Raw genomic sequence first — 13236 nt, forward strand, 5'->3', positions numbered from 1 at the left:
GAAATGTCTCATTCATTTGACTCTTAAGCGGGTACATGCCATACTTATAGATGAAATAAATTAAATACATAGCCGTCACAAAGGGGAGCTTCAAAGCTGAGAATGAGTGAAAACTCTAAACCCTCGAACCTGATATTGTTAATTCAAGCGTAGGAATTGTGTGAAGTGGTAGCAAGTAAGCACTGCTCTTTTGTTGATTGGTCACGTATTAATCAATAATAGGAGGAGTTTTTTTATGTCGAAAAGGTCACGAATTATTTTAGAGGGGACGATTGTAGCTGCGCTATCTATGGCATTATCGTTTATCCCGTTAAATATAGGAACAGGATTTTCTGTTTCTTTAGGTATGATTCCACTTACTCTCTATGCATTACGCCGTGGAACTGTACCAGGAGTTTACGCTGGTCTTATTTGGGGATTATTGCACTTTTTAATGGGGCAAGTTTACTTCTTGACAGTATCACAAGTTATTATTGAATACATATTCGCTTTTGCAGCAGCAGGTTTTTCAGGTGTGTTTAGTACAAAGCTACAAACAGCTTTAAAAACTAATCCATCAAGTGCATGGAAGTACGTTGTTTCAGGTACATTTTTTGGTACCTTGATACGCTATATTTTCCACTTTATTGCCGGATTTATTTTCTGGGGTAAATATGCCATTTGGGGATTATCACCAGTGACTTACTCATTAGTAGCAAACGGGATTAGTGGTTTCCTAACAGGGTTAGCAACAGTCATTGTGTTGTTACTCATATTAAACAAAAACAAAAGCTTATTTATGCCAAAAGATAACTAACTATGATAAAAAGATTCTTTTTAAAGGATATTTTTTTTGTTTGAAAAAGTGTTTTACTTAAACGAAATATTATAGAGGAAGCATTTTATGAGACGGATTCAGACCATTTCACTTAGTGTAAATAAGTAAAAAGGTGATGAAAATTATTCACCTAAGTGAAAGTAGGAAGTATAATGACAAAACAATTTAATAAACTTTTAGCGAGTCAACTATTCTCAAGTTTTGGAAGTACGATTTATATTGTGTCGGTTATTAGCACTGTTTTAAACTGTACTGTGTGTTTGGATAATGTGGCTCTATAATTTAAAAGACTGATGAATCAAATTTTGATTCATCAGTCTTTTTTTACATACCGATTAAATAATCATTGTCATCCATTGCCTCAACGGTACCAAGTAAGTAACCATTTCCTACTTGAGAGAAAAAGTCATGGTTGCTTGTTCCTGTTGATAGACCATTCATGACGATTGGATTCACGTCACTTGCTGTATCTGGGAATAGTGGGTCCATACCTAAATTCATCAACGCTTTATTGGCATTATAACGTAGGAATGTTTTTACTTCTTCAGTCCAACCTAATTTGTCATACAACAATTCAGTGTACACTTCTTCATTTTCATAAAGAGTGAATAGTAGGTCATACATCCATTCTTTCATTTTTTCTTGTTCATCTTGACGTAGTTCATTAAAACCTAATTGGAATTTATACCCAATGTAAGTACCATGAACTGACTCGTCACGAATGATCAATTTAATGATTTCAGCTACGTTTGCTAATTTATTGTTTCCTAAGTAGTATAAAGGTGCATAAAAACCAGAGTAGAATAGGAATGTTTCAGCATAAACGTTTGCTACTTTTTTTTGTAAAGGAGAGCCATTTAAATAAATTTCATTAATAATCTCAGCCTTTTTTTGTAGCTGAGCATTGGTATTTGTCCACTCAAAAATTTCTTCAATCTCAGCTTTAGTATTTAATGTACTGAAGATGGATGAGTAACTTTTTGCGTGAACCGATTCCATGAACTGAATATTATTTAAGACTGCTTCTTCATGGGGCGTACGGATATCTTTTCTTAAGGCTTCAATGGCACTTTCTGACTGAATCGTATCAAGTAGTGTTAAACCACCGAAAACTAAGCCAATATTTTCTTTTTGAGCGTCATTAAAATTACGCCAGTCATCTAAATCATTTGATAATGGAATACGTGTATCTAACCAAAATTGTTCAGTCAATTTTTCCCAAGTTGACTTATCAATAATGTCTTCAACAGCGTTCCAGTTAATTGCTTGGTAATAACTATTGTCTAACGCAGTCATTTATTGCTCCTCCTTAAATAACACAGCTTTCACATTGATTACTTCCAATTTCTTCCTCGTCATCAGTATACGTACGAACGTAGTAAATTGATTTAACACCTTTATGGAAAGCATAGTGACGTAAAATGTTTAAGTCACGCGTTGTTTGTTTTGTTGTATTAGTTTTCCATTCATACAAGCCTTCAGGTATATCTGAGCGCATAAATAGAGTCAAGCTCATTCCTTGGTCGATGTGTTTTTGAGCTGTCGCATACACGTCAATGACTTTACGCATATCCATATCATAAGCAGACGTGTAATAAGGCATAGTGTCATTTGATAAGAAGGGTGCTGGGTAATAGATTTTACCAATTTTCTTTTCTTGACGTTCTTCAATCAAACGAGTGATTGGGTGGATGCTGGCACTTGTATCATTAATATAAGAAATTGAGCCATTTGGTGCTACAGCTAAACGGTTTTGATGGTATAAACCAAATTCTTTAATAGATTGTTTCAATTCTTCCCAGTCTTTTGCTGTTGGAATAAAAATACCATCGAACAATTCTTTAACTTTATCAGAAGATGGTTTAATTTCTTCATTAATATATAGATCAAAGTACTCGCCAGTAGCGTATTTTGAGTTTTCAAAGTTATCGAATGATTCATTACGTTCTTTTGCAATATTGTTACTTTCAACTAAAGTCCAATAGTTTAATAACATGAAATACACATCTGTAAATTCTAATGATTCCTCTGAACCATACTCCATTTGATTTTTAGCAAAGTAAGTATGTAATCCCATGGCGCCTAAACCAATTGTATGATTTAGTCGATTACCGTTTTGGATTGATGGAACCACTTCGATATCAGAAGCGTCTGTGATATAAGTTAAAGCTCTTGTCATTGTTTTAACAGATTTTCCAAAGTCTGGACTATCCATTAAGTTAACGATATTTGTAGAGCCTAAGTTACAAGAAATATCTGTTCCAAGGACGTCATATTCTTGACGATCATTAATGACAGATGGTCTTTGGACCTGTAAGATTTCAGAACACAAGTTACTCATAATGATTTTGCCATCAACAGGATTCGCACGGTTGGCAGTGTCAATGTTGATGATATAAGGATAACCAGATTCTTGTTGTAATTTACTAATTTCATTTTCTAAGTAACGAGCGTCAATTTTTTGCTTTCTAATGCGAGGATTCGCCACTAAATTGTCATATTCCTCAGTGATATCAATGTAAGAAAACGGTACGCCGTATTCTTTTTCCACACTATATGGACTGAATAAGTACATGTCTTCATTGTTGCGAGCTAATTCGTAAAATTTATCCGGAACTAACAATCCCAGTGATAATGTTTTAACACGAATTTTTTCGTCCGCATTTTCTTTTTTTGTTGATAAGAACATTTCAATATCTGGATGGAAAACGTTTAAGTAAACCACACCAGCACCTTGACGTTGGCCAAGTTGGTTACTATAACTAAAGCTATCTTCGAATAATTTCATAACAGGAACGACACCACTTGCAGCACCTTCAAATCCTTTGATTGGAGCCCCTGCTTCACGTAAGTTTGATAGTGTGATACCAACACCACCACCAATACGTGATAATTGTAGCGCACTATTGATTGAGCGACCGATACTGTTCATATCGTCAGTCACTTGGACTAAGAAACAAGAAACTAACTCACCACGACGCTTACGGCCAGCATTTAAAAATGAGGGTGTCGCTGGTTGGTAACGTTGATGAATCATTTCATCTGCTAAACTCATAGCTAATTCTTCATTGCCATCAGCAAAATACAAAGCATTAAATGCTACACGATCTTCATAACGCTCTAAATATTGTGTGCCGTCATTTGTTTTTAAGGCATATTGAGAATAAAATTTATAGGCAGCCATAAATGACTTAAATGTAAAGTTTTGTGATTCTAAGTAAGCGTATAAAGACTCAATAAATTCAATCGAATAATTGCTTAAAAAGTCTTCTTCTAAATAATCGTGTTCAGTTAAAAAAGATAACTTCTCTTCTATAGAAGAAAACTGTTTGGTATTTGGTTCTACATTTTCTTTAAAGAATGCATCTAGGGCTTCTTTATCTTTATATAAGGGAATTTGATCGTTTACGGGGCGGTTGATTTCGTTGTTAAGTTCGAAATACGTTACATCAGTTAGGTCTTTTAGACTCAAATTCATTCACTACTTTCTTAAAATTTTTTACATCTTCATCAGTTCCACTAAACTCAAAAGAAAAGACGAGAGGAATGTTGTAATCTTTGGCGATATCTTTTGCAGTAAACACAAATAAGTCTCCAAAGTTTAGATTGCCACCACCAGCGACACCTAGTAAGTGCTCTTGGTTAGTTTTATACTCAATAAAATCGTTCACTACTTCTGTGACTTCTTTGTCATAAGTAGGAACGATCAATAGGTAATCTTCATTCATCTCATGAAAAGGATTTGTTGTGTCTATTTCATAAAATGGAAAATCTAGCTTATTAATAAAACGTCTTGTCTGTCCGGTTAAAGAAAAAAAGACTAGCTTCATGATTAAACCGCCAACGTTCTAAGTTGGTCAGGTCTAAACCCAACGATTGTCACGTTGTCATCCATTGTTTTTAAAACAGGCACGCTTTGGAATCCTTGTTTTTTTAGTGAATCAATATATTGGGGTTCATTGTCAATGTTGATTTCGTTAAATTCTACATTTTTTTGTGCTAAGAATTTTTTAGTCATTAAACATTGAGGGCAGTTATTTTTTGTGTACAGTGTGATTGTATTCATGAGTATTTCCTCCTAATTTGTTCCCATAATATAAATACAAGTATAGCTTGAAATAAAAAAAAGTCAATAATTAAACACTAGATATTGTGTTTAAATTATTGAAAGCCACTAGTTATTGTGTTTTAGGACGGGTATATTTTTTCGTTCATCTACAATCTATCTACGACAACAGTCTCTAGTATAGACATAGACATAACAAAAGTAAATAGGAAAAACATCGAAAAAATGGCAATTTTGTCGTGTGGTCGGACGAAACTCATAATCAGGGCACATTATGTTATCTATATAATATTAGATAGGATAAACGTTTTCTATAAATAGTAGACATTTTAAAATACATACGTTATATTAAATGAACAAGATGTTTATCCCTCATTTTTTACAAAGAGGAGTGAATAAAATGAGAAGAGATGGTGGGGCAATGATAAATGAACATTTAGAAGAAGCAAATCGTTTATTTGAAGAAGCGATGAAGGAATCAACTAATAAAATAAATACATTTGAAAAGACATTTTGGTATAGACAATTAAGCTATTCAGAGCAAATGATATCACGACAAACGATACTGTATATTAGTGAGTACATGTTTGATTACCATTTTCAGACACTTAGTGAGTGGGATGAAGTAGCTTTACAAGATATTTTACTAGATATTTTTCCTCATGAAATTGTGGCTGGACCAAAATTTTTTGAGAAAGCTGTCATTGTATTAGTCAAGTTTTTTGAATTTTTACACTATCACGAACAATACCCTCAAGGATTATCTCTTGCTAAAAAAACGAAAGGATTGTCCGATATGATATTAGTAGAAGTAGATTCATTATTGCGTCATTCACCAGAAGAGAATTTATTATCACTAGGTGAGGAGTTGGGACTTGATACAAGTAGTTTAGATGATATTGATTTCTTATATAAATTAGCTGAGGCTATTCAAGAAAAAGATGCTCGTTCTCAACGCATTGTGCCTATAAAGACACGTAGAATATAGTATAAATTCTTGCGAGAAAAAATAACTAGTGATATAATAATTTTGTTCATTTCTTAGGGCTGTTAGCTCAGTTGGTAGAGCAACGGACTCTTAATCCGTGGGTCATGGGTTCGAACCCCCTACAGCCCATTTTTAGAAGAAAAACGTTGATATATGCATTTGTTAAAATGCTGGTCTATCAGCGTTTTTTTATTTTATTAAGAGAGTAAGGAAATGAGATACAAATAATAGAAAAAGGTTTTTAGTACGTGAAAGAAGTCTTTAATGGTATAATAGGTTGTAAAGAGATGGAGGATGATGAGCATGAAGAAATCAACAAAATGTGTCATGGCAGCAACTGGTATCGCTAGTGTTATCGTGATAACTAAATTAACAAAAAAAGGAATTGAAAAAACATCAGAGTCTGTGAATCGTTTGAAGTATAGATTACTAGTAAAAGATAAATTACAGGATAATCAAAATCTTTTAGCTATTGTAGATGATTTAGATGATGATGAGTTAAAAACAATGGTAAACGTCTTCGAACGTTTAGAAACAGAGCCAACAGATCGTCATATTGAGTCTTACTTAAAATCAAAAATAGATGCAATAAAATCTCATAACAAATCATAATAAAACAATTAAAATAACAGAGAACACAAAAAAAGTTGAGAATGATCTCAACTTTTTTTGCTTCAGTAAGACTAGACTTTGTAAGGGAAGGGGAAACCTAGTCTAACGTCAATTGTTAGCCGAATAAATTAAATGAATTAATTTATACATTAATTTTAAGTCATATGTAGGAAAGTAACAATGAAAAAGGAGAAGATAGATAAATAACACAGATTATAATGTTTATAAACATTGATAAATCAACCAATCTAGACTTATCATTTTTTTCTTATACATATGCAAAATACCGAAATTAAATAAGTGATATTTACTGAAAATAATCATAAAAGTATGAAAAAAATCAGAAAATCTCAAATGTTTTTTAAGTATTCAAAATGTTGTATAATAAAAAAGACGACTTTATAGAAATGAAGAAAAATAAAGGATGGTGACGGATAGTGAAAAAAATATTAGTTGTAGATGATGAGAAGCCAATTTCAGATATAGTAAAATTTAATTTAACAAAAGAAGGATATGAAGTATTCACCGCATTTGATGGTGAAGAAGCCGTAGAGATGGTGGATGAAGTGACACCTGATTTAATTATTTTAGATTTGATGTTACCTAAAAAAGATGGTCTAGAGGTATGTCGTGATGTCCGTAAAAAATATGATACGCCGATAATTATGGTAACAGCCAAGGACTCTGAAATTGATAAAGTATTAGGCTTAGAGCTTGGAGCTGACGATTATGTAACCAAACCATTTTCTAATCGTGAACTAGTGGCACGTGTAAAAGCAAATTTACGTCGTCATGACAACACGACAGCTAAATTAGAATATACGCCAAATAATGAGTTGACGATTGGTGTATTAACCATTCATCCAGATGCGTATGTTGTTTCAAAACGTGGTGAAACAATTGAGTTGACTCATCGTGAATTTGAATTATTACATTATTTGGCTAAACACATTGGTCAAGTTATGACACGTGAACATTTGCTTCAAACAGTTTGGGGCTATGATTATTTTGGTGATGTGCGTACAGTAGACGTGACAGTGAGACGTTTAAGAGAAAAAATCGAAGACAATGCAAGTCACCCAAATTGGTTGATTACACGACGCGGTGTTGGTTACTACCTTAGAAATCCAGAACAAGATTAGGTGAATCGTATAATGAAAAAAAAGAGAACGCCCTTTTTTTCATCTGTTCACTTTAAAATTGCTTTAGTTTTTGTGCTTTTGTTGATGATTTCAATTGAGATTATCGGAGCAATTTTTATTCGTGTACTAGAAACATCAACCATTCAAACGTTTGAAGAAAATGTCACCAATCAAGTGGAGACTCTAGCGACGAATCTGAGTTCTGAAATCAGCAAAAAAGATGATTCACAACAAGAATCAAATTTAAAGCGAATATTGGATGAATTTTCTAAAAATGATATTTTGGAAGTTCGTTTAGTAGATGACAAAGGGATTGTAATTGCAACAAGTGACCCGAATCTTCAAGGGGATGTCGGAAAGAAAAATGATTACGAATTGTTTAATTCATTTAATCAGAAAAAAGAAGAGCGGACAGATCCTCAAACAGGGCAACGAGTGTTTATTAATATTGAACAAATTTACTCGCCGACTGGAGATACCGTTATTGGTTCGCTTTATGTCAAAAGTAATATTGAAAGTAAGTATCAACAAGTCAGTGACATCACGTTGATTTTCTTCTATGCTTCCATGATTGCATTAGTTTTTACTTTGATTATCGCACTACTTGTGTCTCGAACTATTACAAAGCCAATTGGTGAGATGAAACAGCAAGCAGATCGCATTGCTAATGGTGACTATTCCGGTCAAGTAGAAGTCTATGGGAAAGATGAGTTAGGCCAATTAGGTGAAACTTTTAATGAACTGTCTTATCGTGTTAAAGAAACGCAAGAAACGATGGATGCGGAACGCCGAAGGTTAGATAGCGTACTGACTCATATGTCAGATGGTGTTATTGGGACTGATAGGCGAGGGAATATCATTTTGATCAATGATACCGCACTGAACTTACTTCGAATTGGGACAGAAGATGTGATTAACCAATCCATTTTAGACCTTTTAAAATTAGGTGATGAATATAGTTTTAGAGATTTACTAGAAGTTCAAGAAGATGTATTACTAGACTTTAGTGAAGATTTTCAAGAAACAACCTTGATACGTGCTGAATTTTCGATGATTCGCCGAGAGTCTGGTTTCATTAGTGGTTTGGTGTGTGTACTACATGACGTAACCAAAAAAGAAAAAGATGAAGAAGAACGCCGTCAATTTGTATCAAATGTATCACACGAATTAAGAACACCATTGACAAGTATGAAGAGTTACATTGAAGCTTTATTAGATGGTGCGTGGCAAGAGCCAGAAGTTGCTCCACAATTTTTAAAAGTCACACAAGAAGAGACAAACCGCATGATTCGCATGATTAATGACTTACTGCAATTATCCCGAATGGATGCTAACAAAATTGAGTTACAAAAAGAATTAGTCAACTTAAACGAGATGTTTAATTACGTGCTAGATCGTTTTGATATGGTCATTAAAGATAGTGAAAAGAATTATGTGATTAAACGAGAATTTACTCAGCGTGCCATTTGGGTAGATATTGACACAGATAGAATGATTCAAGTACTAGATAATATTTTAAATAATGCCATGAAATATTCGCCAGATGGGGGAACGATTACTTGTCGCTTACTTGAAACACACAAAAATGTCGTATTAAGTATTTCTGATGAAGGATTAGGTATTCCAAAACAAAATCTTGGCAGAGTGTTTGATCGCTTTTTCCGTGTTGATAAAGCGCGCTCCCGTGCAATGGGTGGTTCTGGTTTAGGACTGGCTATATCAAAAGAATCAATACTAGCGCATGGTGGAAATATTTGGGCAGAAAGTGAAGAGAATAAAGGTTCGACATTCTTTATTTCACTACCTTATGAACCTTACGAGGAGGATCTATGGGAATGAGTAAATTAGGAGAGAATCTGTTAAAAATTAGTGTCATTTTAATGGTGCTGCTCAGTTTGTTTTTGTCTTGGAAGATATGGACAAAACCTGCTAATCGTCAGTTTCAAGACAGAACAGATAAAGTAAAAGCCGTTATCCAGAAAAAAGAGATGACAGAAGTCTATATGCCAACTAAGTTATTCTATCATCATGGAAGTGGTGATCACTTTCTATATACTAATAAAGAATCAACTATGAAGAGTTTACATGAGAAAATTGTCTCATTAGGATTTGGCTCATCAAAAGTGTTATCAACAGCAGAGATAACTAATTTGACAACAAAACGGGATTTATTTAATTTGGTATATCCTAGTCCAATACCAATATCGTTGTTTATTAATATGAATAACGTGTCAGCGACTTTACCCCATGATAGTAAGAATTTTCTGTTTAATTGGTTGGTGATGTCATTAGATGATAATAAATTGTACTTTGTTGATTATAAGAATAAAACGGGTATTGAATTTGATATTAAAGGGAATATAGCAAGTATAGCCTCTATACTAGATGCTGAGAGTAATAATTATGTTACTGCTATTTTACCAACAGATGAGCTAAATTATGCTGGTATTTATTATTTAGCAGACAGTACGAAACTTAAAACGTATAGTTATATTATCGCAACTCAGTCATTTACAACGTTTTCTCGTGGATTCTTTAATCAACCTAATGATCTATTTTCAAATGAAGGAGAAAATTTAAGTTTATCCAATAGTGAGGGCGAGTCTTTGACAATTGATAGTAAGACTGGTGAGGTGAATTATTTCGGTAAACTAAAACAAGATCATTCAGAAAGTATTAACGAATTGTATTATGAAACTTTTCAATATGTAGAAGATATGGGTTCCTCTTTAGGGAATTTGCGATATTTTTCTGATACAGGGAATGAAGTAATCTATCGAAATTATGTTGAGGGATTTCCAGTATTTGGCGATAATATGAAAGGTAGCATGGCTGCGACGGTACAAAACAAAAACGTATTTATTAAAGCAAATCAAGATACTTTACAGATACCGCTACCTTCAGATGATTCTGTGACACTTGTACCTACGCAAGAAGTGGTAGATAGCTTAATTAATAAGGGTGTGGATATGTCAAAAGTATCCGATATTCAGATTGGATATAAATGGCAACAAAATAAAGAAACACAGCAAGCCATTGATTTGGTCCCTTCTTGGTATGTGAATTATGACAATATGTGGATGACACAAGAAAAGTTGGAGAGCATATTGGTTAAAGGAGGCCATTCTTAATGGATTTTAGACGAGTTGAAGGCATCTTTTTCATTGTATTTTTATTTTTAAATATGTTTTTATATTATATTTACCAAGAAGGTAGAGATACACAAGACTATATTTCAACAGGAAGTATTTCCGAAAATTTAGAAGAACGTTTAAAAGCTGATCACATAGAAGTTCCTGATAATTTGTCAAAAGTAAAGAAAGAGGGGTACTATTTATCAGCTGAAGAAGATGAGTTAGTTGATGATGCACGTGAACAATTAAAAGACCAATCTTGGCAAGTGAATAATCATCAATTAACGAGTCAGGTCTTAGTGCAACCTGATACGATTGTGAGAAAATCAAAAGATATGGAATCTGTTAATCAATTTATTAGAGGATCATCTAATGTATTATATGGAAAAGATTATGTATTAAATAAAGAAGAAACCATTCCTTTTAAAAATTATATCTATAATCAAACATATGAGGGAATTCCATTTTATGATGAAACTTCCCAGTTATCTATTGTTATATCACAAGAAAAGTCAGATAGTAATCAAATAACAAGCTATAAACAAACTCATATCAGCCGAATTGAACCATTAAGAGAAGTACAGAGTGTGATTTCTGAAAGAGATGCGATTATTAGTTTGTATACAAATAACCGTATCCAATCAGGTGATAAAGTGAAGTGGCTACATCTAGGTTACACGCGTATTTTTACTGTTAGAGGGAAAAATGTGTATATTCCAGCGTGGTTTGTTTCAGTTGAAAGTAGTAAAAACGTGACACAAACAGAACGAATTAATGCATTTACGAATGCGATAATTTCTTCATCTGTGTCTGAGGTGATTAATAAGTAGTCAGTAGGAAGGATGCATGTCGTAGTGTCAGAAACAAGTTTTAATATCAGTGTACTTGCTAGTGGGAGTACCGGAAATTCATTATATATTGAGACTGCTCAACGAAAAATCTTAGTTGATGCAGGTCTTAGTGGAAAAAAAATCACCAGTTTATTAGCTTCCATAAACCGTTCACCAGAAGATTTAGATGCGATACTAGTGACACATGAACATAGAGATCACATTCATGGGGTGGGAGTATTAGCTAGAAAATATAATCTAGATATTTATGCGAATGAATTAACTTGGCAAGCAATGGAAAAAAATATTGGGAATGTACCATTTGAACAACGAAATATTTTTGATATGGGTAAAGTCATGACTTTAGGAGATATGGATATCGAAAGTTTTGGTGTATCACATGATGCCATAGCTCCACAGTTTTATCGTTTTTACAAAGGTAATAAATCATTTGTAATTTTAACAGATACTGGCTATTGTAGTGAACAAGTTAAAGGTGTGATAAAAAATGCAGACGCGTATTTATTAGAAAGTAATCATGATCCAAATATGTTGCGTATGGGCCGATACCCATGGAATACTAAGCAGCGTATACTAGGGGATAAAGGGCATTTGTCTAATGAAGATGGTGCGTTAACTGCTACAGAAATCATTGGTGATCGGACGAAACATATTTATCTTGGGCATTTAAGTAAAGAGAATAATATGAAAGAATTAGCTAATATGACAGTCACAGGAATTTTACAGCAGCATGATATTGATGCGGGCGGACAAGTAAAAATTATGGATACCGATCCAGATAAAGCATGTGATTTGTTTGCGATATAAAAAGGCTCTATATCAAATCGTGTTGATGGACAATAATATTGATGAAAAAGTCTCAAAAATGAAATAGAATTAATTAGCTCTTTATCAAATAGGACTGATGAGTTAAATTGGTAAGATGATGATTGTGAGAGTAATCTCATATTTATCATCTTTTTTAGTTATTTTATTTTTATAAGGCCGCTTATCAAGAAAATCCTTATTCTCATATTGTGAAATGATTTGAATCCGTATGCCACTCGTTTTAGTGTATTTATATGAGGATTCTTGGCTTTAATTTTTCCATTGTAAAAATCATAAAGAAGGGCATTACGAATACCTATTTCATAGGTAAGTAAGTACTCTAATTTGTCTTTAAATAGCTTATCTAAGTTATTAGGTAAGTTTTTTAACAGGTCAAAAAACGATTGACCGTCTTTATTTCTAAAATGATACGTTAGTAGTTGGAAAATATCATAAGCCTCTTTTAGATTCGCAGAGAATGAGAGTAGTCGATCAATCATCATTGATTCCGTTAAAAGAGGGTACTTTTGAGAAGGGACACTTCTCCAGGTTTTAAATTTAGAAATAGAGATATTTTGTTGATTTTTTAAAAGGAATTTCCAATTTGATTTCAGTTTATTAGCCTCTGATTTTTTCTTTTGGCGAATCAATACTTTCATTTCCCGTACCCTAAATTCATTAAAAGCAGTATTTAAATGCTTTATAACATGGAATAGATCGATGATGATATTAGCAGTTGGAAAGACTCTTTTAGTTAATTGAAAATAAGCAGCATTCATATCAGTGACTAAAAACTTTACTTTTTTTCGTTCCTCCAAA

At 33.2% G+C, this 13236-nt stretch carries 14 protein-coding genes, 1 tRNA gene and 1 riboswitch; of the genes, 10 read left to right on the top strand and 5 right to left on the bottom strand.

The genetic code is table 11. The features are described 5' to 3' along the window. The first annotated feature begins 71 nt into the window (after nt 1-71). Nucleotides 72-173, top strand: a riboswitch (TPP riboswitch). A gap of 62 nt (nt 174-235) precedes the next feature. Further along, a complete protein-coding gene (gene thiT / locus DW196_RS07870; protein ID WP_118250873.1) occupies nt 236-796 on the top strand; it encodes an energy-coupled thiamine transporter ThiT in 561 nt (186 codons plus the stop codon). Nucleotides 797-969: 173 nt separating this feature from the next. After that, the gene (locus tag DW196_RS11715) at nt 970-1098 is read left to right on the top strand and encodes a hypothetical protein (RefSeq protein WP_255415115.1); all 129 of its coding nucleotides are present in this window, start codon (nt 970-972) and stop codon (nt 1096-1098) included. A gap of 43 nt (nt 1099-1141) precedes the next feature. Here DW196_RS11715 and nrdF read toward each other — a convergent pair whose 3' ends face one another. The 4 genes from nrdF to nrdH are packed head-to-tail and all read right to left on the bottom strand — an operon-like array spanning nt 1142 to nt 4883. Further along, nucleotides 1142-2113, bottom strand: coding sequence for a class 1b ribonucleoside-diphosphate reductase subunit beta (gene nrdF, locus DW196_RS07875; RefSeq protein WP_118250874.1), 972 nt, complete (start codon nt 2111-2113; stop codon nt 1142-1144). A gap of 13 nt (nt 2114-2126) precedes the next feature. Next, nucleotides 2127-4289, bottom strand: a complete 2163-nt coding sequence (nrdE, locus tag DW196_RS07880; protein ID WP_071457802.1) for a class 1b ribonucleoside-diphosphate reductase subunit alpha — start codon at nt 4287-4289, stop codon at nt 2127-2129. Beyond that, the gene (gene nrdI, locus DW196_RS07885) at nt 4267-4647 is read right to left on the bottom strand and encodes a class Ib ribonucleoside-diphosphate reductase assembly flavoprotein NrdI (protein ID WP_118250875.1); all 381 of its coding nucleotides are present in this window, start codon (nt 4645-4647) and stop codon (nt 4267-4269) included. Before nrdI ends, nrdE begins: the two co-directional genes overlap by 23 nt. 2 nt (nt 4648-4649) lie before the next feature. Beyond that, nucleotides 4650-4883: a glutaredoxin-like protein NrdH gene (gene nrdH, locus DW196_RS07890; protein WP_071456166.1), complete on the bottom strand. Its 234-nt coding sequence runs from the start codon at nt 4881-4883 to the stop codon at nt 4650-4652. Between the two features lie 400 nt (nt 4884-5283). Between nrdH and DW196_RS07895 the strand changes: the two genes are divergently transcribed. The 8 genes from DW196_RS07895 to DW196_RS07930 all read left to right on the top strand — a co-directional run bounded on the left by DW196_RS07895 (nt 5284) and on the right by DW196_RS07930 (nt 12417). Then, on the top strand, nt 5284-5871 hold the full coding sequence (locus DW196_RS07895) for a hypothetical protein (RefSeq protein WP_071456167.1): 588 nt from the start codon (nt 5284-5286) through the stop codon (nt 5869-5871). A 56-nt stretch (nt 5872-5927) separates the two neighbouring features. Then, nucleotides 5928-6000, top strand: a tRNA-Lys gene (locus DW196_RS07900). Nucleotides 6001-6174: 174 nt separating this feature from the next. Then, nucleotides 6175-6483, top strand: a complete 309-nt coding sequence (locus DW196_RS07905) for a hypothetical protein (protein WP_071456168.1) — start codon at nt 6175-6177, stop codon at nt 6481-6483. A 437-nt stretch (nt 6484-6920) separates the two neighbouring features. Then, the gene (gene yycF, locus DW196_RS07910; protein ID WP_071456169.1) at nt 6921-7625 is read left to right on the top strand and encodes a response regulator YycF; all 705 of its coding nucleotides are present in this window, start codon (nt 6921-6923) and stop codon (nt 7623-7625) included. A 12-nt stretch (nt 7626-7637) separates the two neighbouring features. After that, nucleotides 7638-9464 carry a cell wall metabolism sensor histidine kinase WalK gene (walK, locus tag DW196_RS07915; protein ID WP_071456170.1) on the top strand — a complete coding sequence of 609 codons (1827 nt, stop codon included), beginning with the start codon at nt 7638-7640 and terminating at the stop codon, nt 9462-9464. Continuing rightward, the gene (locus tag DW196_RS07920) at nt 9461-10756 is read left to right on the top strand and encodes a YycH family regulatory protein (RefSeq protein ID WP_158563548.1); all 1296 of its coding nucleotides are present in this window, start codon (nt 9461-9463) and stop codon (nt 10754-10756) included. Before walK ends, DW196_RS07920 begins: the two co-directional genes overlap by 4 nt. Continuing rightward, the gene (locus DW196_RS07925) at nt 10756-11589 is read left to right on the top strand and encodes a two-component system regulatory protein YycI (protein ID WP_118250877.1); all 834 of its coding nucleotides are present in this window, start codon (nt 10756-10758) and stop codon (nt 11587-11589) included. The genes DW196_RS07920 and DW196_RS07925 overlap by 1 nt, the downstream gene beginning before the upstream one ends. A gap of 12 nt (nt 11590-11601) precedes the next feature. Continuing rightward, nucleotides 11602-12417, top strand: coding sequence for an MBL fold metallo-hydrolase (locus tag DW196_RS07930; RefSeq protein WP_071456173.1), 816 nt, complete (start codon nt 11602-11604; stop codon nt 12415-12417). A gap of 158 nt (nt 12418-12575) precedes the next feature. Here the strand turns inward: DW196_RS07930 and DW196_RS07935 are convergent. Then, nucleotides 12576-13236, bottom strand: a 661-nt coding sequence (locus tag DW196_RS07935; protein WP_147408679.1) for a transposase, incomplete at its 5' end; no start/stop codon positions are given.

Origin of the sequence: Vagococcus sp. AM17-17 (assembly GCF_003471765.1) — a bacterium.
Classification (GTDB): domain Bacteria; phylum Bacillota; class Bacilli; order Lactobacillales; family Vagococcaceae; genus Vagococcus; species Vagococcus teuberi.